Origin of the sequence: Nocardioides sp. SYSU D00038, from assembly GCF_016924665.1 — a bacterium.
GTDB lineage: Bacteria > Actinomycetota > Actinomycetes > Propionibacteriales > Nocardioidaceae > Nocardioides.
The window spans coordinates 1-19,631 of the sequence record NZ_JAFFJT010000009.1; the positions used below are offsets into that span (position 1 = coordinate 1).

Annotated in this window: 19 protein-coding genes and 3 tRNA genes; 8 read left to right on the plus strand and 14 right to left on the minus strand. The window is 73.4% G+C overall.

All coding sequences use genetic code 11. The features are described 5' to 3' along the window. Nucleotides 1-78: 78 nt before the first annotated feature. From JT721_RS04735 to JT721_RS04755, 5 genes are all read right to left on the minus strand, one after another. The gene (locus JT721_RS04735; protein WP_205471774.1) at nucleotides 79-717 is read right to left on the minus strand and encodes a bacterial proteasome activator family protein; all 639 of its coding nucleotides are present in this window, start codon (nucleotides 715-717) and stop codon (nucleotides 79-81) included. Between the two features lie 34 nt (nucleotides 718-751). After that, nucleotides 752-1,591, minus strand: a complete 840-nt coding sequence (locus tag JT721_RS04740; protein ID WP_205471775.1) for a hypothetical protein — start codon at nucleotides 1,589-1,591, stop codon at nucleotides 752-754. A gap of 7 nt (nucleotides 1,592-1,598) precedes the next feature. Next, nucleotides 1,599-2,576, minus strand: coding sequence for an NAD(P)H-quinone oxidoreductase (locus JT721_RS04745; protein ID WP_205471776.1), 978 nt, complete (start codon nucleotides 2,574-2,576; stop codon nucleotides 1,599-1,601). After that, complete coding sequence (locus JT721_RS04750; RefSeq protein WP_205471777.1) at nucleotides 2,576-2,947, minus strand: DUF6457 domain-containing protein; 372 nt, start codon at nucleotides 2,945-2,947, stop codon at nucleotides 2,576-2,578. Before JT721_RS04750 ends, JT721_RS04745 begins: the two co-directional genes overlap by 1 nt. Before the next feature lie 63 nt (nucleotides 2,948-3,010). Then, nucleotides 3,011-3,601: a molybdenum cofactor guanylyltransferase gene (locus JT721_RS04755; RefSeq protein ID WP_205471778.1), complete on the minus strand. Its 591-nt coding sequence runs from the start codon at nucleotides 3,599-3,601 to the stop codon at nucleotides 3,011-3,013. A 53-nt stretch (nucleotides 3,602-3,654) separates the two neighbouring features. Between JT721_RS04755 and JT721_RS04760 the strand changes: the two genes are divergently transcribed. The 3 genes from JT721_RS04760 to JT721_RS04770 are packed head-to-tail and all read left to right on the plus strand — an operon-like array spanning nucleotide 3,655 to nucleotide 5,987. Continuing rightward, on the plus strand, nucleotides 3,655-4,458 hold the full coding sequence (locus tag JT721_RS04760) for a carbon-nitrogen hydrolase family protein (protein ID WP_205471779.1): 804 nt from the start codon (nucleotides 3,655-3,657) through the stop codon (nucleotides 4,456-4,458). Nucleotides 4,459-4,469: 11 nt separating this feature from the next. Continuing rightward, complete coding sequence (locus JT721_RS04765) at nucleotides 4,470-5,705, plus strand: hypothetical protein (RefSeq protein WP_205471780.1); 1,236 nt, start codon at nucleotides 4,470-4,472, stop codon at nucleotides 5,703-5,705. 48 nt (nucleotides 5,706-5,753) lie between these two features. Further along, the gene (locus tag JT721_RS04770) at nucleotides 5,754-5,987 is read left to right on the plus strand and encodes a biotin/lipoyl-binding carrier protein (protein WP_205471781.1); all 234 of its coding nucleotides are present in this window, start codon (nucleotides 5,754-5,756) and stop codon (nucleotides 5,985-5,987) included. Nucleotides 5,988-6,045: 58 nt separating this feature from the next. Here the strand turns inward: JT721_RS04770 and JT721_RS04775 are convergent. Further along, nucleotides 6,046-6,133, minus strand: a tRNA-Ser gene (locus JT721_RS04775). Between the two features lie 106 nt (nucleotides 6,134-6,239). After that, nucleotides 6,240-6,623 carry a hypothetical protein gene (locus JT721_RS04780; protein WP_205471782.1) on the minus strand — a complete coding sequence of 128 codons (384 nt, stop codon included), beginning with the start codon at nucleotides 6,621-6,623 and terminating at the stop codon, nucleotides 6,240-6,242. A 108-nt stretch (nucleotides 6,624-6,731) separates the two neighbouring features. Between JT721_RS04780 and JT721_RS04785 the strand changes: the two genes are divergently transcribed. The 4 genes from JT721_RS04785 to JT721_RS04795 all read left to right on the plus strand — a co-directional run bounded on the left by JT721_RS04785 (nucleotide 6,732) and on the right by JT721_RS04795 (nucleotide 8,150). Continuing rightward, entirely contained in the window at nucleotides 6,732-7,217 is a 486-nt protein-coding gene (locus JT721_RS04785) for a hypothetical protein (protein WP_307827889.1), read from the plus strand. Nucleotides 7,218-7,308: 91 nt separating this feature from the next. Beyond that, nucleotides 7,309-7,403, plus strand: a tRNA-Ser gene (locus tag JT721_RS04790). A gap of 203 nt (nucleotides 7,404-7,606) precedes the next feature. Beyond that, nucleotides 7,607-7,729, plus strand: coding sequence for a hypothetical protein (locus JT721_RS21255; protein WP_275898724.1), 123 nt, complete (start codon nucleotides 7,607-7,609; stop codon nucleotides 7,727-7,729). Between the two features lie 280 nt (nucleotides 7,730-8,009). Further along, complete coding sequence (locus JT721_RS04795) at nucleotides 8,010-8,150, plus strand: hypothetical protein (protein WP_205471784.1); 141 nt, start codon at nucleotides 8,010-8,012, stop codon at nucleotides 8,148-8,150. 165 nt (nucleotides 8,151-8,315) lie between these two features. On the opposite strand, the gene JT721_RS04800 is transcribed toward JT721_RS04795, so the two are convergent. Beyond that, entirely contained in the window at nucleotides 8,316-9,356 is a 1,041-nt protein-coding gene (locus JT721_RS04800) for a LuxR family transcriptional regulator (protein ID WP_205471785.1), read from the minus strand. A gap of 169 nt (nucleotides 9,357-9,525) precedes the next feature. Beyond that, entirely contained in the window at nucleotides 9,526-11,334 is a 1,809-nt protein-coding gene (locus JT721_RS04805; protein ID WP_205471786.1) for a phosphoenolpyruvate carboxykinase (GTP), read from the minus strand. A gap of 360 nt (nucleotides 11,335-11,694) precedes the next feature. On the opposite strand from JT721_RS04805, the gene JT721_RS04810 reads away from it, so the two are divergent. After that, a tRNA-Arg gene (locus JT721_RS04810) sits at nucleotides 11,695-11,767 on the plus strand. A gap of 84 nt (nucleotides 11,768-11,851) precedes the next feature. Here the strand turns inward: JT721_RS04810 and JT721_RS04815 are convergent. From JT721_RS04815 to kdpA, 5 genes are read right to left on the minus strand one after another with little or no spacing between them, the layout of a single operon-like run. Then, complete coding sequence (locus JT721_RS04815) at nucleotides 11,852-12,526, minus strand: response regulator transcription factor (protein ID WP_205471787.1); 675 nt, start codon at nucleotides 12,524-12,526, stop codon at nucleotides 11,852-11,854. Then, complete coding sequence (locus tag JT721_RS04820) at nucleotides 12,523-15,009, minus strand: DUF4118 domain-containing protein (RefSeq protein ID WP_205471788.1); 2,487 nt, start codon at nucleotides 15,007-15,009, stop codon at nucleotides 12,523-12,525. Before JT721_RS04820 ends, JT721_RS04815 begins: the two co-directional genes overlap by 4 nt. A 2-nt stretch (nucleotides 15,010-15,011) precedes the next feature. After that, nucleotides 15,012-15,626 carry a potassium-transporting ATPase subunit KdpC gene (gene kdpC / locus JT721_RS04825; protein WP_205471789.1) on the minus strand — a complete coding sequence of 205 codons (615 nt, stop codon included), beginning with the start codon at nucleotides 15,624-15,626 and terminating at the stop codon, nucleotides 15,012-15,014. Between the two features lies 1 nt (nucleotide 15,627). After that, nucleotides 15,628-17,607, minus strand: a complete 1,980-nt coding sequence (gene kdpB, locus JT721_RS04830) for a potassium-transporting ATPase subunit KdpB (protein ID WP_205471790.1) — start codon at nucleotides 17,605-17,607, stop codon at nucleotides 15,628-15,630. Then, nucleotides 17,604-19,268, minus strand: coding sequence for a potassium-transporting ATPase subunit KdpA (kdpA, locus tag JT721_RS04835; RefSeq protein ID WP_205471791.1), 1,665 nt, complete (start codon nucleotides 19,266-19,268; stop codon nucleotides 17,604-17,606). The genes kdpB and kdpA overlap by 4 nt, the downstream gene beginning before the upstream one ends. Nucleotides 19,269-19,631: the final 363 nt, after the last annotated feature.

The following is a 19,631-nucleotide window of genomic DNA, read 5'->3' on the forward strand; positions in this document are numbered from 1 at the left end:
CGGCCCGGCGCCCCCCCCGCCCGCCCCCGCCCCCCCCCCCCCCCCCCCCCCCCCCCCCCCCCCCCCCCCCCCCGCGACTCACAGGTACATGCCGCCCGAGCCGGGGCCGGGCTGGCCGCCGTCGTCGGGGGCGCCGGGGTGGGCGGCAGGGCCGCCGGGACCGCCCTGCTGCTGGGGCGGCATGCCGCCGGGCAGGCTGCGGCGGATCTGCTCGAACTGGGCCCGGGCCGCCATCTGCTGGGCGTAGATCGCGGTCTGGATGCCGTGGAAGAGGCCCTCGAGCCAGCCGACCAGCTGGGCCTGGGCGATCCGGAGCTCGCCCTCCGAGGGGGTCGCGTCGCCGGCGAACGGCAGGGTCAGCCGGTCGAGCTCCTCGACCAGCTCGGGCGCGAGGCCGGCCTCGAGCTCCTTGATGGAGGTGCGGTGGATCTCGGCGAGGCGGCTGCGGCTGGCCTCGTCGAGGGGCGCGGCCTTCACCTCCTCGAGCAGCTGGCGGATCATGCTGCCGATCCGCATCACCTTGGCGGGCTGCTCGACGAGGTCGGTGATCGCGCGCTCGCCGTCGTCGCCCTGGTCGCCGCCCTCCTCGACGACCTGCAGCGCGGAGGCCGGCACCGAGCCGACCGGCTGCCCGTCGGGGCCGACGATGATGACGTGCTGCTCCTGGTCGTCCCCGCCCTGCTCCGGGCCGGGTGCGCTGCCCTGCTGCTCGCTCATGCCTCCGACCCTAGGACATGGGTCCGCACGGCCATCAGGGCCTCGGCACGCCGACCGGGTTGGGGTACGGCACGCCGCCCGCGCCGGCCACCAGCCGGGCCACGTCGAGCAGCTCGCCGCCCACGTCGTACGCCGCGCGGCGGCCGGCCTCGTCGAGGAAGGCCACGCAGCCGGCGTCGGTGAGCTCCTCCAGCCGGTCGCGCTCGCCGACGCCGAGGTCGGTGGCGGTGCCGTCGGCGGCCAACCAGCCGCGCTCGACCAGGAGCGCCCGGGCGGCGGCCCAGGCCTCGTCGCTCCAGCCGCGCATCGACTGCTGCTCGGCGGGGCCGCGTCCGGTGCCGACCTGCAGCACGTTGGCGGCGGCGCCGCCGAGGCCCGCCGCGACCAGGCACCCGACGTGCACGTCGCCGCGGTACTCCCGCAGCACCGTCGCCCGTCGCCACAACGCCCCGAGCGGGTCGTCGGGCACCGGCAGGGTCGACTCCGCGGCGGCGAGCGGCTTGCCGGCCAGGTCGAGCTCGGCCACCACGGGCGCCAGCCGCTCGGCCAGCGCCGCCGTCGCCGCGTCGGCCGCCACGCCGCACCGGGCCAGGGCGTCGCTGGCGATCGCGACCCGCTCCTCGAGCACCGCCTGCCGGTCGGCCAGCCGCCAGGCGTCGGGCAGCGCCCGGGCCACCATCGCCGGCGCGAAGCCGTGGAACGCGGCCGTGACCACCTCGGGCGGGGCCTCCCCGAGCGCGCCGGCCCGGGAGGCGAAGTAGCCCATCCAGTAGCCCCTGAGCCCGAGGGCGGCGTACCGGTCGCGGGTGTCGGCGGCGAAGTAGACGACGTCGTGGAGCGTCTCGACCGCCCGCCAGAACGGCGTGAGCGTCATCGCCGCCTCACGTCGTGAGCAGGATCTTGCCGGTGTGGTCGCCCGACTCCATCAGCGTGTGCGCGGCGACCACCTCGTCCAGCGGCAGGGTGGTGTGGACGACGGGTCGCACCCGGCCCTCGGCCACCAGCGGCCACACGTGCTCGACGAGGGCGGCGCAGATGGCGGCCTTGCCCTCGACCGGCCGGGCTCGCAGCGACGTCGCGATCACTGCCCCGCGCTTGCGGAGCAGCGCGCCGAGGTCGAGCTCGGCCTTCGTGCCGCCCTGCATGCCGATCACGACCAGGCGGCCCTCGGTGGCGAGCACGTCGACGTTGCGAGCGAGGTACGTGGCGCCCATGTTGTCGAGCACGACGTCGGCGCCGTGGCCGTCGGTGCGCTCGCGCACCACCTCGACGAAGTCCTCGTCGCGGTAGCTGATCGTGATGTCGGCGCCGAGCTCGCGGCACAGCGCGAGCTTCTCGGGGGTGCCGCCGGTGGTGGCCACCCGGGCGCCGAGCGCGGAGGCGAGCTGGATGGCGAAGGTGCCGATCCCGCCCGCGCCGCCGTGGACGAGCAGCACCTCGTCGGGCCGCAGCCCGGCCACCATGAACACGTTCGACCACACGGTCGCGGCCACCTCGGGCAGCGCCGCCGCGGTCACCAGGTCGACGCCGTCGGGCACCGGCATCACCTGCCCGGCCGGCACCGCGACCCGGGTCGCGTAGCCGCCCGCGGCGAGCAGCGCGCACGCCGGGTCGCCGACCTGCCAGCCGGTGACGGCCTCACCGACGACGGCGACGGTGCCGCTGCACTCCATGCCGAGCACGTCGGACGCGCCCGGTGGCGGGGGGTAGAACCCCTGCCGCTGCAGGAGGTCCGCCCGGTTGAGCCCCGCCGCGGCCACCTCGAGCACCAGCTCGCCCGGACCCGCCTCGGGGTCGGGCCGGTCGACGACCTGCAGCACCTCGGGGCCGCCGGCGTCGGCGGCCACCACGGCCCGCATCAGGCGTCGTCGCCGTCGTCGCGCCCGCCCACCGAGGCGTCCGCGAGGTCGCCGCTGTGGTCGACCGCGCTGTCGTCGGGCACCACGTCGTCGATGTCGAGGTCGAGGTCGAGCTCCTCGGCGCCGACGCCGGCCGGCCGGTCCCACGACTCGGCCAGGCCCTGGGCCCGGGCCGCCAGCGCCTCGACGGCGTCGGGATCGGCGTCCTGGCGCGCGGCGGCGTAGCCGAGGAGGTACGCGGTCACCGGGCCCGCCGCGCGCTCGACGTTCGCGGCGGCGAGCGTGGTCAGGTCGCCGAGCAGTCCCTCGTCGACCTCGGTCTCGACGTCGAGGACGTCGCTCAGCTCGTCGATCCAGTCGTGGAGGTTCACGTCACCAAGACTCGCCCCGCCCGCCCCCGCGCCGCAACCCTCCCGGGGTGAACGTCGTGCTCCTCAGCCGCCCAGGTCGCGCAGGTCCGCCCAGGTGTCGACGTCGCGGTGCTCCTCGCCCCGGGCGGCGACCTCGGCCAGGTCGAGCGGCGCCAGCAGCCGGTGCAGCGCGAGGTGGTGCTGGCCCTCGTGGTCGGGGCGCACCTCCTGCAGCCGCGCGGTCGCGACGACCAGCGCCAGCTGGCGGCGTCCGCCGGGGTCGACCAGCACCGCGCCGTCGTGCCCGGCCGCGGCCGAGCGCAGCCGGCGCAGGGTGTCGAAGGTGAGCCGCGGCATGTCCACGGCCACCGCGGCGAGCCAGGGCGTGCGCCGCAGCAGCGCGTCGCAGCCGGTGAGCAGCGCCGCCGCGGGGCCGCCGTGCCGCGGGTCCTCGCGGGTGAACGTCACCGGCCGCTCGGTCGGCACCGGGTCGCCGACCACCACCACCTCGGCGGCGTCGACCACCGCGTCGAGCGTCCAGGCCAGCAGGGTCCGGCCGTCGAGCTCGACCGAGGCCTTGTCGACGCCGTCCAGACGGGCGGCGACGCCGCCGGCCAGCACCACGGCGCAGTAGGGCCCGTCGTGGTCGGCGCGTGCGTCCCCCGGCTCGGTCACGGCGACATGTTCCCACCCCGCCGGGTGCCGCTCGGGAGTGGCAGGCTGGGGCCATGTCCGCCCGCCCCAGCCTCACGGTCGCCCTGGTGCAGGAGGCCTCCGGCCTCGACCCCGCCGCCAACCGGGCCCACCTCCCCGGGCTGGTGCCCGAGGGCGCCGACCTGGTGGTGCTGCCCGAGGCGTTCGCCCGCGACTTCGGCGAGCCCGGCTCCGACGTCAGCCCCCACGCCGAGCCGCTCGACGGTCCGTTCGCGACCGCGCTGGCCGGGGTGGCCGCAGAGCGCGGCGCCACCGTGGTGGCCGGCATGTTCGAGCGGGGCGACGACCCCGACCGGCCGTTCAACACGCTGCTCGCCCGGGGGACGGCGGTCGGCGGCTACCGCAAGATCCACCTCTACGACTCCTTCGGCCACCGCGAGTCCGACCGCCTCAGCGCCGGCGCGCTCGAGCCGGCCGTCCTCGACCTGCACGGCTGGCGGCTCGGCCTGATGACCTGCTACGACCTGCGCTTCCCCGAGCTGGCCCGGGCCCTGGTCGACGCCGGAGCCGAGGTGCTGGTCGTCCCGGCCGCCTGGGTGGCCGGACCGCGCAAGGTCGACCACTGGCGCACCCTGGTGCGGGCCCGCGCGATCGAGAACACCTGCTGGGTGGTCGCCGTCGGCCAGCCCGCGCCCCGCTACACCGGGCACTCGATGGTCGTCGACCCGCTGGGCGACGTGGTGGTCGAGGCCGGCGACGAGCCGGCGCTGCTGCACGCCGAGCTGACCCGTGCCGCGCTCGACGAGGCGCGGCGTACCAACCCGTCGCTGGCCAACCGCCGGCTGGGGCGGCCGTCCCCGCTCGCCGCCGACGGCTAGCCTTGCTCGACGTGCCCCCGGAATCCCCGCGCCGCCGCGCTCCGCGCTCGCGCCGATCGCGCCAGCGGGTCCCGGCGTACGTCGAGGACCCGGTCGTCGCGCCGCTGGCGACGCCCGCCGCGACCGGGGCCAACCAGGTCCGGGCGGTCGAGGCCGAGACCACCGTCGCGCCCGACCCGGCCACCGCCGGGCCGGCCGACCGGTCGGCCCCGGCGCCGACCCCGATCGCCGAGCGGCCGGGTGCCCGCGCGACCGTGCTCGACGTCGCCCCGCGCCGCCGTCACTACCGCGGCCTGGCCGCGCTGTGGGGGCTGGTGGTCGCCGGCGGCCTGGCCTGCCTGGTCGCCGCGATCGTGCCGGTGGGCCCCGTGTGGCTGGACCGGGTGGGCGCGATCACGGTCGTGACCGCCTACACGTGGGCACTGGCCGCGCGCAGCGGCGGTCGCCCCGTGGTGTTCGGCCTGCTGGCGCTGGTGCTCGGCGTGACCGTGCAGGTGGTCGACGAGCCCTACCTGCGCACCGGCGCCGCGGTGATGACGTGCGTGGTCGCGGCCGTGCTGGCGGTGATGGCGACCGTGCCCGCGGTGCGGTTCGCGCAGGCGGCCCGCGAGTGCGTGCTCGCCGTGCTCATCGCGGCCGGCGGGGCGCTGGCGACGATCGGCTTCGACCCCGTGCTGTCGGTGGTGCGGTTCGAGTACGTCACGCTCGGGCTGGCCCTCGCGTCGGCGTTCATCCTGGTGCACCGGCTCGGCGCCGGCCTCCACGGCCTCGGCCGCCGCGGGCTGATCGGCGTCGTCGCCGGCGGCCTGGTGCTCGGCGGGCTGCTGCTCTACGCCGAGCTGCTGCGCCGCTACGGTCCCTCCGACATGGTGGGGTCGCTGCTCGACGCGGTGCGGTGGAGCCGCGACACCCTGGGCGCCTTCCCGCGCCCGATCGTGGCGGTGCTCGGCGTGCCGACCCTGGTCTGGGGCGTGCACATGCGGGCCCGGCGCCGGCAGGGCTGGTGGCTGTGCGCGTTCGGCGCCGCGGCCACCACTGCCGTGGCGAACTCGTTGGTCAACCCCGAGATCACCCTGCTCGAGTGCGGCCTGTCGGTGCTCTACGGCACCGTGGTCGGCCTGGTGGTCGGCTACGCCGTGGTGCGCGTCGACCTGGCCCTCACCGGCTCCCGCGGCGCCGGCGGCCGGCGCGCCGAGGAGTCGGCCGCCGTCCGGCCCGAGCCGGCCCGCACCGCACCGCTGTTCTGACCTGGCTCCGATCCGGGCGTACCTGCGGGTAGCCGCTAGGTTCGAGCCATGGCGCGCGAACAGGTTCTCGAGGTCCTCGCCGAGATGGTCGCCAACGTCCTCTCGGTGCCCGTCGCGCCCGGCGAGCAGGTCGACGTCGGCGACACCGTCGTGCTGCTGGAGTCGATGAAGATGGAGATCCCGGTGCTGGCCGAGGCCGCCGGGACCGTCCGCTCGGTGCGCGTCACCGACGGCGACGTCGTCCAGGAGGGCGACGTGCTCGTCGAGCTCGTGCTGGGCTGAGCGCCGGGCGCTCGGTGCAGCGGGTCAACGGTGCAGCGGGTCAGCGGCAGACGGTCACTGGCAGAGGGGGCGGGATTCGAACCCGCGGTAGGTCTCCCTACGACCGCTTTCAAGGCGGTTCCGATAGGCCACTCCGGCACCCCTCCGAGCCGCCCCGGGGGGCCGCACCGCGCGATTCTACGCGCGAGCCGGGGCGGGGAGGCCGGGGGCGAGGGCGGGGCGGCGGGCTCGACCGGGGATTCCCGCACCTCGCTACTCCGACCCGCCCAGCTCGATCTCGACCTCGTCGTAGGCCAGGTCGTGCAGTCGCTGCAGGTGGTGGCCGATGTCGGCGAGCAGCCGCTTCAGCTCGATCCGGGTGGCCTCGACGTCGGGGGTCTCGAGCACCCGCTGGCCGAGCGTGGTGAGCCGCTCGAGCAGCTGGTTGCGCTCGCGGAAGGCGGTGCCGCCGCGCGCGGCGAGCCAGCCGTCGTCGGTGCCGGACGCCTCGCTCGCGAGGGCGTCGCGCACCCCGGCCATCCGGCGACGCACCTCCCAGCGCCAGTTGCCCAGCGGGATGCCGGGGCGGCGCGGCGCGTCGAGGGCGGCGTCGAGCCCGGCCATCGCCGCGGCGAGCGCGGGTGTGGTGGTGGGCATCGGGCCTCCGTCGCGGGTGGCCTCCGAGTGTGACCCCGGTCACCGGAGGGCCACAACCCCCCGAAGGGCGGGCTCGGCACGGCGGGGACGCGGGTGTTGAATCGTCCCGTGAGCCACCACGAGGAGAGCACCGCCGAGCCGGTCGACTACCGGCTCGCCCCCGCGGTCGCCGCCCGCCTGATGGGGCTGGGCCTGGTCGGCCTCGCGGTGCTGGTGTTCGTCGCGACCCTGGTGGTCGCGGTGACCGGGCTCCCGGCCGACCTGCTCGTCGTCGTGCTGGTGCTGGGCCTCGCGGCCGTGCTGTCGCTCGGCTGGTGGCTGCGCAGCCGCGCGTACGTCGTGCGCTGCGGCCCCACCGGCTACCGGGTCCGCCTGGTGCGCGGCGCCGGGGTCACCGAGGCACGGTGGAGCCTGGTCGAGGACGCCGTCACCGTGACCCGGCACGGCGTGGCCTGCGTCGAGCTGCGGCTCAAGGACGGGCGCAGGACCACGATCCCGGTGACGGTGCTGGCCATCGACCGCGAGCAGTTCGTCCGCGAGCTCCAGGTGCACCTCCAGCGCGGCCAGCGGCTGCGCCGGCTCGGCGGCGGCTGAGCCGGCACCCGATCCGTCCGGCCCCCTGAGTCGTCCGGCCCCCTGATTCGTCCGGCACCGCGTCCTGCTTGTAGCCTGTCTGCGCTGTCGGGGAGGCGTCGCCTAGTCCGGTCTATGGCGCCCGCCTGCTAAGCGGGTTGAGGAGTGATCCTTCTCTCGCGGGTTCAAATCCCGCCGCCTCCGCCAGCCGAGTGCGCCGATCCCCCGGCTCCTGCCGGGTGGGTCGGCGTACTGCATCCGGAGGCCTCCGCGGAACCCCTAGGGGTATTTTGCAAGGTTTGGCAATGCAGGTTCCTGAGGGGGCCGGTTGCTGGCCCGCGGCGTTGCTCGCGGCCGACACTGGACGGGCGGACCACGACCGTGGCCGTCCCGTCCCAAGGTTGGAACCGATGGACCTCTACCGCAAGATCGCGATCGCCGTTGCGGCCGGCACCGCCAGTGTCGCGCTGATCGGCGTCTCCGCCCCGGCCCAGGCGGCCCCCGCCGCCCCGACCGTGGCGGATCTGCGCTGATGGGGTCCACGCCCGACCCGACGACGGCGACGGAGGCGGTCGCCTGACCGGTCTCGGCGCTCCTCCGGGAGCCCCCGGACCCGCCAGGGTCACCCCCCGTCCGCACGACGCTGCCCCGAAGCACCGGCACGCGTCGCGGTCAAGCATGCGCGTTTTGCATGTTCTTGCAATGCAGATTTATGAGGGAACGCCGGGCTAACCTCTCGGCGCTCGGCCGATCCACACTGAGAAGGCACCGAGGCTTATTCCGTGGGCCTCCCCGAGCAAGGTGGATCCTGAGATGAACAAGATCGTACGCAAGATCAGCATCGTTGTTGCGGCGGCCGCGGTGAGTGTCGGCCTCCTGGGTGTCTCGGCCCCGGCCGAGGCCGACTCCAGCTGGGGCTGGGTCGCCCCGCAGAAGTCCAGCTGGGGCTGGTGACAACTTCACAGACTTGAGACGAGGACCCAACTGTCCCCCCACTTGCTGGGTCCGCGTGCCTCCCCCCGGCCCGTCTCAACAGCACGAGGACAGCGTCCGCAAGGATGCTGTCCTCGGTGCTATTTCGGCCCCTTCCGTGACCCGCCGGGCTGACCGACCACGGGCTCAGCCGTCGCTGGGCTCGGTGGTGGAGTCGTCGCTGGGCTCGTCGTCGGTGGCCTCCCGGCCCGAGACGCCCTGCTGCCCCATGGCGTAGCCCAGCTGGAAGCGGGTCTCGGCGTCGTACTCGGCCTTGAGGTCGGCGACGTAGCCGGCGTAGGTGCGCGGGCTGACGCCCAGGCGCTTGGAGCTGACCGGGTCGGAGTGGCCCTCGATCAGCATCCGCATCGTCATCGCCCGCTGCTCGGCGGCGATGTCCTTCATCATCGTGGTCTCGCGGTTGGTGAACGGCCGGGCCCGCTCCCACGACCGCTCGAAGATGTCGACGAGGTAGGCCACCACCGACGGCTCGCGGATCGCGACGGCGACGCTGAGGTCCTCCTGGTTGGGGATCACCGCGACCCGGCGGTCGATGACGATCATCCGGTTGAAGAACTCGTCGAGGGTGCGCACCTCGGCACCGCGCTCGGTCACCGCGGCGACGTACTTGTGGGTGACGGTGCTGCGCCGGGCGCTGTGCTGGTAGAGCGTGCGCATCTTGGCGCCGCGCTCGAGCAGCACGATGTCGCGCAGCGCCGCCTGCGCCAGCTTGCGGGCGTCGCGCCCGGTCTGCGGCTGCGCGGTGAGCATCTCCTCCTCGCACTCCGCGACCAGACCGGCGAGGAACGGCTCGATCGCGTTCTGCCGCAGGTAGGTGAAGGGGCCGCGGTCGCTGGCCTGCGGCGAGCGCCGCCAGGCCTGGCTGAGCTGGCCGAAGGCTTGCGCCCACTGGGTCGACTCGTCGAGCAGCTTGGCGCCCTCGAGGGAGAGCGGCGTGACGACCCGGCCCTGGATGCTGCTCGGGTCCTCCGGCACCCACGCCCCGGTCTCCTCGTCGAGCTGGAGGAGGTTGAGCTCCTGGAGCAGCGCGAACGCCGCGGCGTACTGCCCGCCCTCGACCACCCGGGGGTCGTCGCCGGCGATCGACCCGGCCGTGAGGATCTCCTCGTAGAGCTTGGTGGCCTCTCCCTCGAAGAGGGCACGCTGCTCGGGGCCGTACGCCGCCACCGCGCCCCTTTCGCCCAGCCCGAGTCGACCGGCAGTGCACCTGCCGTCCTACCCGGCGATGATCCCACAGCGGACGGCGGCTGTCCCGGACGCACCGAGGGCCCCGCCGTGGTGGCGGGGCCCTCGGTGCGGTGCGGCAGGGTGAGGGTGGGGTGCGGTCGGGGTGCGGTCAGGCGCCGAGGCGCTCGCGCAGCCCGTCGAGCTCGGTCCAGAGCACGGCCGGCAGGTCGTCGCCGAACTTCTCGAACCACTCCTGGATCTGCGGAAGCTCGGCCTTCCATTCCTCGGGGTCGACGGCGAGCGCGGCCTCGAGTGCCTCGGGTGTCATGTCGAGACCCTCGGTGTCGATGGTGCCCGCGGCCGGCACGTGGCCGATCGGGGTCTCGACCGCGGCGGCCTGCCCCTCGATCCGCTCGACGATCCACTTCAGCACGCGGCTGTTCTCGCCGAAGCCCGGCCACAGGAAGCCGCCGTCCTCGTCGCGGCGGAACCAGTTGACGTAGAAGATCTTCGGCAGCTTGGCGGCGTCGTTCTCCTTGCCGACCGTGATCCAGTGGTTGAAGTAGTCGCCGGCGTTGTAGCCGATGAACGGCAGCATCGCCATCGGGTCACGGCGCACCACGCCCACCTGGCCGACCGCGGCGGCGGTGGTCTCGCTGGACAGGGTGGCGCCCAGGAAGGTGCCGTGGGTCCAGTCGCGCGCCTCGAAGACCAGCGGGACCGTGGTCTTGCGGCGGCCGCCGAAGAGGATCGCGTCGATCGGGACGCCGCGCGGGTCGTCGTACTCCGGCGCGAGGATGTCGCACTGCTTGATCGGCGTGCAGTAGCGGCTGTTGGGGTGGCTCGACAGCTCCTCGCTGTCGGGCGTCCAGGGCTCGCCCTTCCACGACGTGGCCTTGGCGGGCGGGTTCTCCAGCCCCTCCCACCAGACGTCGCCGTCCTCGGTGAGCGCGACGTTGGTGAACACCGAGTTGCCCTTGTTGATGGTGCGCATCGCGTTGGGGTTGGTGTGCTCGTTGGTGCCGGGAGCGACGCCGAAGAAGCCGTACTCGGGGTTGACCGCCCACAGCCGGCCGTCCTCACCGATCCGCATCCAGGCGATGTCGTCGCCGAGCGTCTCGACCTTCCAGCCGGGGATGGTCGGCTCGAGCATCGCCAGGTTGGTCTTGCCGCAGGCGCTGGGGAACGCCGCCGCGATGTACTTCACGACGCCCTCGGGCGAGGTGAGCTTGAGGATCAGCATGTGCTCCGCGAGCCAGCCCTCGTCGCGGGCCATCACGCTGGCGATCCGCAGCGCGTAGCACTTCTTGCCGAGCAGGGCGTTGCCGCCGTAGCCGGAGCCGTAGGACCAGATCGCCCGCTCCTCGGGGAACTGCACGATGTACTTGGTGTCGTTGCACGGCCACGCGACGTCGTCCTGGCCCTCGGCCAGCGGGTGGCCGACGGAGTGGATGGCGTGCACGAAGTCGGCGTCGAGCTCCTCCATCCGGGCCAGCACGTGGCTGCCCATCCGGGACATGACGCGCATCGAGGCGGTGACGTAGGCGGAGTCGGTGATCTCGACGCCGAACATCGGCTTCTCGGCCTCGAGGTGGCCCATGACGAACGGGATGACGTACATCGTGCGGCCCTTCATGCAGCCCTCGTAGAGGTTGCGCATGATGGACTTCATCTCGTCGGGCGCCATCCAGTTGTTGGTGGGACCGGCGTCCTTCTCGTCGACCGAGCAGATGTAGGTGCGGTCCTCCACCCGGGCGACGTCGATGGGGTCGGAGGCGGCGTAGAAGCTGTTGGGCTTGATCTCGGGGTTCAGCCGGGTGAAGGTGCCGGTGGCGACCAGAGCGTCGGTCAGCTCGGTCCACTCCTCGTCGGAGCCCGTGCACCAGTGGATGCGGTCCGGCTGGGTCATGGCGGCGACTTCGTCGACGAAGTCGAGGATGCCCTGGTGGGTGGTGGGTGCCTGCGTCGTGGCAGTCATGATCCTGGTTCCCTCTCGCGCATTCGCGGTGGTCGCCTCTCCTTCGGCTGAGAAGGCGCCGCCGGCCGTCGAGCGTATCGACGGAGGTGTCGTGGAGTTTTCGTCTGGATCGCTCGGCATCGTTGTCGGCGACTTTGGGGCGTCTCGGGTGCGGAAAGCACCGCTGGGCCCCGAGATGTTCGGAGGCTACTCTCCGCCGGAACTCGGACATATTGGATCGATCAAGGGTGTTGGCTGGGTCACACTTCCGTGGTACCCGGCCTCCTGCCGACGATCCTCCGGCGTCCGCCCGCGGGCGATTTCGGGAACGCCTTCCGGGTCCGCTATCCTCGTGCGGTGCTCCGGAAGACCGGGGTGCGGGCGCCCGTAGCTCAACGGATAGAGCATCTGACTACGGATCAGAAGGTTTGGGGTTCGAATCCCTACGGGCGCGCAGGACCGGAGGGCGTGTGGGCCGCGGCAACGCGGCGAGCACGCCCTCGACTCATTTCCAGGGCCTGAACGTTGCTCACGACGTTCACTGCAGGGTGTAGCCCAGGCCGGGACTCGTGATCAGGTGCCGCGGGTGGGACGGATCGTCCTCGAGCTTGCGGCGCAGCTGGGCGGCGTAGACCCGCAGGTAGTGGGTCTCGTGCTCGTACGCCGGACCCCAGACCTCCCGGAGGACCTGCTCGCGTGGCACCAGCCGGCCGACGTTGCGGGCGAGCAGCTCGAGGAACGACCACTCGGTGGGGGTCAGCCGGACGTCGGCACCGTCGCGGGAGACCCGCTTGCGGGCGAGGTCGATCTCCAGCGGCCCGGCCACGACCACCGACTCCTCCGGCGCGGGAGCCTGGCTGCGGCGGACGGCGGCTCGGAGTCGGGCCAGCAGCTCGTTCATCGCGAACGGCTTGATCACGTAGTCGTCCGCTCCGAGGTCGAGCGCCTCGACCTTGTCCTCGCCGTGCTGGCGCGCGGAGAGCACGACGATCGGCAACGAGGTCCAGCCGCGGAGCCCGGCGATCACCTCGGTGCCGTCGAGGTCGGGCAGGCCGAGGTCCAGCACGACGACGTCCGGGTGCTCCCCGGCCGCGGCCTCGAGCGCCGAGCGGCCGTCCGCGGCGGTGACGACCTCCCAGCCGTGGGCGCGCAGGTTGATCGCGAGCGCCCGCGCCAGCGCCGGCTCGTCGTCGACCACCAGCACCTTGTTCACGCGCCCGCCCTCGGGATCGACAGCACCATGGTCAGCCCTCCGCCGGGGGTGTCCTCCGCCGACAGGGTCCCACCGACCGCCTCGGTGAGCCCTCGCGCCACGGCGAGGCCGAGCCCCAGGCCGCCGGGACTGGTGTCGTCGAGCCGCTGGAAGGGGTCGAACATCCGCTCCCGCTGCACGAGGGGTACGCCGGGACCGCGATCGACCACGAGCACCTCGACGGTCTCGGGCCGCACGTGGGCCAGGACGCGCACCGGCTCGCCCGCGGAGGCACGGACCGCATTCGCGACCAGGTTGGCGACCACCCGCTCGAGCAGGCCGGGGTCGGTGCGCACCAGCGGTGCGGACTCGTCGACCTCGAGCGACACGGCACCGGGTTCGTGGCCCGCGAGGGCGAGCGGCAGGACCTCCTCGAGGCTGAGGTCGCGCAGGGTGGGGTGGAGCAGGCCGGACTCGAGCCGGGAGAGGTCGAGCAGGTTGTCGATCAGCCGCTCCAGCTGCTCGGTGGACGACTCGACCGCTGCGACGAGCTCGTGCTGGCCGTCGGGGTCGACGGAGCCGGAGACGAGTCCGTCGACCGCCGCGCGCATCGTGGCCAGCGGGGTGCGCAGGTCGTGGGACACCGCACGCAGCACCGCGGTGCTGGTCGCCTCGGCTCGCTCCAGCGCCGCGGCCCGCTCGTCGCGCTCCCGGAGCCGGCGGTACTCCAGCACCAGCCCGGTCTGCACCGCGAAGCCGTCGAGCACCCTCCGGTCGGTCGCACGCAGCGGCCCGCCGCAGAGGACGATCGCGTGGTCGTCGTCGACGGATACCCGGGTGTCGCCCTCGTCGGGGGAGCACGCCGGGTCGGTGCCGCTGGAGGCCGTCACCGTCCAGCCGGCGGGACCCCGGGTGAGCAGCGAGACCGCCCGCTGGCCGAACGTCTCCCGCAATCGCGCCACGATGGCCTCGGCGGTGTCCTCACCGGTGAGCACGGACCGGGAGAGCGAGCCCAACGTCGCCGCCTCCGTCCGTGCCCGGAGCGCGTCCGAGGCACGCCGGGAGGCGCGGTCGACGACGGTCGCGACGCCGACGGCGACCGCGACGAAGACCAGCAGGGCGGCCAGGTTCTCGGGCTCGGAGATCGTCAGGCGACCGGTGGGTGGTGCGAAGAACCAGTTCATCAGCAGGAAGCCGCCCAGCGCCGCGACCAGCGCGGGCACCAGCCCGCCGACCAGGGCGACCAGCACGGTGACCGCGAGGAAGAGCAGCACGTCGAGCGGGAGCTGGTCGGGGTCGTGGAACGACCGGAGCAGCACGGTCAGCAGCACCGGCAGCAGGACCGAGAGCCCCAGCCCCGCGACCTGGCGCTGCTTGCTGAGCGGCGAGGCGTACCAGCGCGCCCGCCCCACCCCCGCGCCCGCCTCGTGCGTGACGAGGTGGACGTCGACAGGGCCGGCGAGGGAGGCGATCCGCTCGCCCGTCGTACCCGTGAAGAGGCGGCGGAGCCGGCCGTGGCGCGAGACGCCGACGACGATCATCGTGGCGTTGGCGCCGGTCGCGAAGTCGACGACCGCCTGCGGCACGTCCTCGCCGACGACGGAGTGGAAGGAGCCGCCCAGCGAGTCGGTGAGCTGCTGGGCCCGGGAGACCCGTCGCTCGTCGGGGTTGCCGAGGCCGTCGTTGGCGATCACGTGCACGGCGATCAGCTCCGAGCCGGCGGCACGCTGGGCGAGGCGGGCGCCGCGGCGCAGCAGCGTCTCGCTCTCGGCGCCGCCCGTCACCGCGACGACGATCCGCTCCTTGGCCGGCCAGGTCTCCTCGATCCGGTGCGCGCGGCGGTAGTCGTCGAGCGCGTCGTCGACCCGGTCGGCCAGCCACAGCAGCGCGAGCTCGCGCAGGGCGGTGAGGTTGCCGACCCGGAAGTACGACGTGAGCGAGGCGTCGACCTGGTCGGGCCCGTAGATGTTGCCGTGCGCCATCCGCCGACGCAGCGCGTCGGGGGACATGTCGACCAGCTGGATCTGGTCCGCCGTGCGCACCACCTCGTCCGGCACCGTCTCGCGCTGCCGCACCCCGGTGATCCGCTCGACCTCGTCGTTCAGCGACTCCAGGTGCTGGATGTTGACGGTGGTGATCACGTCGATACCCGCCCGACGGATCAGCTCGACGTCCTCGACCCGCTTCTCGCGCGCGCTCCCGGGCACGTTGGTGTGGGCGAGCTCGTCGACGCACACCACGGCTGGTCGCCGGGTGATGACCGCCTCGGTGTCCATCTCGGTGAGGGTGGTGCCGCGGTAGGTGACCTCCGCGCGCGGCAGCACCTCGAGGCCCTCGACCATGCCGGAGGTGTGCCGGCGGCCGTGCGTCTCGACGTAGCCGACGACGACGTCGGTACCGCGCTCACGACGCCGGTGCGCCTCGCCGAGCATCGCGTAGGTCTTGCCGACGCCGGGCGCAGCGCCGAGGTAGACGGTCAGCCTCCCCCGGCGGGGTTCTGTCATGCTCACGATCCTGCCAGTTGCCGCACCGCGAGGTTGAGTGCGAGGACGTTCACCCGCGGCTCCCCCAGGACGCCCCAGGTCCGCCCGGAGGTGTGCCGGGCGACGAGGTCACGGACCACGGCCTCGCTCACCCCGGTCGCCTCCGCGACCCGCCGGACCTGGAGGGCGGCGTACGCCTCGGAGATGTCTGGGTCGAGCCCGGAGGCGGAGGAGGTGACGGCGTCAGGGGGTACGTCGGCGGGGGTGACGCCCTCGCGCTCCGCGATCGCGGCCCGGCGCTCCTCGATGGCGGCGACCAGGTCCGGGTTGTTGGGGCCGAGGTTGGTGCCGTAGGTGCCCAGCAGGTCGTAGCCGGCACCGGCCGCGGACGGCCGGTTCTGGAACAGGTCGGCGTCGTCGACGACCTGGCCGACGATCGCCGAGCCGACAGCGTCGTCCGGGTCGGTCGTGCGGGCGCCGGTCGAGGTGACCAGCGAGCCGCCCGCCTGCCAGGGGAGCGCGACCTGCGCGATCCCCGTGACGGCGAGGGGGTAGGCGAGGCCGAGCAGCACCGTCATCGCGACGAGCACGCGCAGGCCGGCCAGGCTGTGGCGGAAGAGGGTGAGGATGTCCAACATGTCAGAACCCCGGGAGCGATGAGACGACGAGGTCGAGCAGCTTGATGCCCGCGAAGGGGGCGACCAGGCCGCCGACGCCGTACACGAACAGGTTGCGGCGCAGCAGCGCGGTGGCCGAGGACGGCCGGTAGCGCACCCCGCGCAGGGCGAGCGGGATCAGCGCGACGATGATGAGGGCGTTGAAGACGACGGCCGAGACGACAGCCGACTCCGGCGATGACAGCCGCATGATGTTGAGGACCCCGAGCTCGGGGAAGGCGACCACGAACATGGCCGGCAGGATCGCGAAGTACTTCGCCGCGTCGTTGGCCACCGAGAAGGTCGTGAGCGCCCCCCGGGTGATGAGCAGCTGCTTGCCGATCTCGACGACCTCGATGAGCTTCGTCGGGTCGGAGTCGAGGTCGACCATGTTGCCGGCCTCCTTGGCTGCGGCCGTGCCCGAGCTCATGGCGACGCCGACGTCGGCCTGGGCGAGTGCAGGGGCGTCGTTGGTGCCGTCGCCGCACATCGCGACGAGGCGGCCGCCCTCCTGCTCCTGGCGGATCAGCGCCAGCTTGTCCTCCGGCGTCGCCTCCGCGAGGAAGTCGTCCACGCCCGCCTCGCGCGCGATGGCCGCGGCGGTGGTGGCGTTGTCGCCGGTGATCATGACCGTGCGGATGCCCATCGCCCGCAGCTCCTCGAACCGCTCGCGGATGCCGTCCTTGACGACGTCCTTGAGGTGGACGACGCCGAGCAGGCGCTCGCCCTGCGGTGATCGCTGCGCCACGACCAACGGCGTGCCGCCGGTGGAGCTGACCTCCGCGACGAGCTTCTCGAGCTCCGGGTCGCTGCCACCGGCCCACGTCGTCACCGCCGAGGCCGCCCCCTTGCGGACCTCCCGACCGTCGGGAAGGTCGATGCCGCTCATCCGGGTGGTGGCGGTGAACTCGACCAGGACCGCACCGTCGGGCACGGCCCGCCGCTCCCCGACCAACGCCAGGATGCTGCGGCCCTCGGGCGTCCCGTCGGCGAGCGAGGACAGCACCGCCGCCTCGGCGAGCTCGGCGGCCGGCACGCCGGTCAGCGGCAACAGCTCGGAGGCCTGCCGGTTGCCGTGGGTGATGGTGCCGGTCTTGTCGAGCAGCAGGACGTCGACGTCCCCCGCGGCCTCGACGGCGCGACCGGACATGGCGAGCACGTGGCGCCGGACCAGCCGGTCCATGCCGGCGATACCGATGGCCGACAGCAGCGCTCCGATCGTGGTCGGGATCAGGCAGACCAGCAGGGCGGTGAGGATCAACGGCGACTGGTGGGCGTCGCTGCGGTCTGCGACGAAGTAGAGCGACACGCAGACGACCACGAAGATCGCGGTGAGCGAGGAGAGCAGGACGTTCAGGGCGATCTCGTTCGGCGTGCGTTGCCGCTCGGAGCCCTCGACCAGCGCGATCATCCGGTCCACGAAGGACTGGCCGGGTTCGCTCGTGATCCGCACGACGATCTCGTCGGAGAGCACCACCGTGCCCCCGGTCACCGCGGAACGGTCGCCCCCGGACTCCCGGATCACCGGCGCGGACTCGCCGGTGACCGCCGACTCGTCGACCGAGGCGACACCCTCGACGACGTCGCCGTCGCCGGGGATCCGCTCCCCGGCCGCGACGACGACCACGTCGCCGGCGCGGAGCTCGCTGCTCGGAACGACGTCGTAGCCCCCGTCGGGACGACGCCGGCGCGCTGTCGTCTCCTGCTGGAGCGCGCGGAGGCTGGCGGCCTGGGCCCGTCCCCGGCCCTCGGCGACCGACTCCGCGAGCGCGCCGAAGAGCACGGTCAGCCAGAGCCAGACGGTGACGAGCCAGGCCGTGGTGCCGGGGTCGAGCACCGCCATCACCGTCGTCGCGGCCGCTCCGGCCTCGACGACCAGCATCACCGGCGTGCGGAGGAGCGTCCGCGGGTCGAGCTTGCGGAAGGCGCCCGGGAGGGCGTCCTTGACGTGGAGGGTGCTCACGAGAGGGACTCCACGATCGGGCCGAGGGCCAGCACGGGGACGTAGGTCAGGCCGACCACGACCAAGGCGACGCCCGAGAGGAGCGCCACGAACAGCGGCGTGTGCGTGGGGAGGGTGCCGGCGCCCTGCGGCGACCGTGGTTGGGTCGCGAACCGGCCGGCGAGCGCGAGGACGAGGACCATCGGCAGGAACCGGCCGAGGAGCATCAGCATCCCGAGCAACGTGTTCCAGAACGGCGTCCCGGAGGTCAGTCCGCCGAAGCTGGAGCCGTTGTTGTTGGCGGCCGACGTGACGGCGTAGAGCGCCTCGGAGAGCCCGTGCGGCCCGGTCTCCTGGAGTCCGGCGAGGCCGTCGTTCGTCGTGACGGCGACGGCGATGCCGGTGAGCACGAGCGCCGGCGTGGTCAGCACGTAGACGGCGACGAGCACGATCTCGCGCTGACCGATCTTCTTGCCGAGGTACTCCGGCGTACGGCCGACCATCAGGCCGCAGAGGAAGACCGTGACGATCGACAGCATCAACATGCCGTAGAGGCCCGAGCCCACGCCACCGGGCGCGATCTCGCCGAGCATCATGTTGAACATCGCGATGCCCCCGCCGGGAGCGGTGAGCGAGTCGTGCATGGCGTTGACCGCGCCGGTCGACGTCCCCGTCGTGGTGGCTGCGAAGAGCGCGGACGCGGCCTCGCCGAAGCGCACCTCCTTGCCCTCCATCGCGCCACCGGCGGCCGCGGGGGCCAGGCCGGGGCCGGCCATCTCCGACCAGGTGAGGAGCGCGACCGACGCGCCCCACAGCAGCCCCATCACGGCGAGGATCGCGCCCCCCTGGCGGCGGTCCCGGGCGATGAGGCCGAAGGCCCACGCCATCGCGAAGGGGATGACCAGCATGAGGAAGACCTGGAGCAGGTCGGTGAACGGCGTCGGGTTCTCGAACGGATGGGCGGAGTTCACGTTGTAGAAGCCGCCGCCGTTCGTGCCCAGCTGCTTGATCGCCTCCTGGCTGGCCACCGGGCCGCCCGTGATGGTCTGGCTGCCGCCGGTGAGGGTCTCGACCGTGCGGTTGCCGTTGAGGTTCTGGACCACGCCGGAAGCGACCAGCAGCAGCGCCGACGCGACCGAGATCGGCAGCAGGACGCGCAGCACCACCCGCACCAGGTCGGACCAGAAGTTGCCGACCCGGCCCTCGGCCAGGCTGCGGTGCAGGCCACGGGCGAACGCCGCCGCGACGGCCACGCCGACCGCTGCCGAGACGAAGTTCTGCACGGTGAGGCCGGACATCTGCATGAGGTGGCCGATGGTGACCTCGCCGGAGTACCACTGCCAGTTCGTGTTGCTCACGAAGCTGACCGCCGTGTTCCAGGCGCCGTCTGCGGGGAGACCCGCGAAGCCGAGGCTCAGGGGCAGGTGGTCCTGGAGGCGTCCGATCGAGTAGAGGAGCAACAGGCTCACCAGGGAGAAGCCGAGCACCGAGGCGGCGTAGGTCTTCCAGTGCTGGTCGGCGTCGGGGTCCACGCGGAGCACCCGGTAGGACGCACGCTCGACGGAGAGGTGCCTCTCGGAGGTGAGGACGTGGGCCAGGTAGCGCCCCAGGAGGGGCACGGCGACGGCCAGCGCGAGCAGCAGGACCGTCACCTGGCCGAGGGCGGGAGCGAGGCTGCTCACCGGGTGGGCCTCCGGTCGAGGAAGCCCACCAGCAGCGCGAGCAGCCCGAAGACCGCGACGGTCAGGAGCACGTAGATGACATCGGGCACACGACCTTCCTAGATCCGTCGAGGGCCCGACCAAGCCCGCCTTGATGGTTCCTTGACGGGCACCGTCGGCTTCTTGACGCGGAATTGACGGTCACCGGCCCGACCGCCTGGTCCGGGCAGGACGGTCCAGCGTCGCCGTCGCTACGGCCGGGCAGCGGTGGGTGAGCCCCGAAACCAACCGTCCCGACCGAGGCCTACACACCGCTCCCAGCCCGGGTCACGCCCAGTCACACGAACCACTTGAGTTTCCCGATTCGCCTGCGGCGGCCGCGAG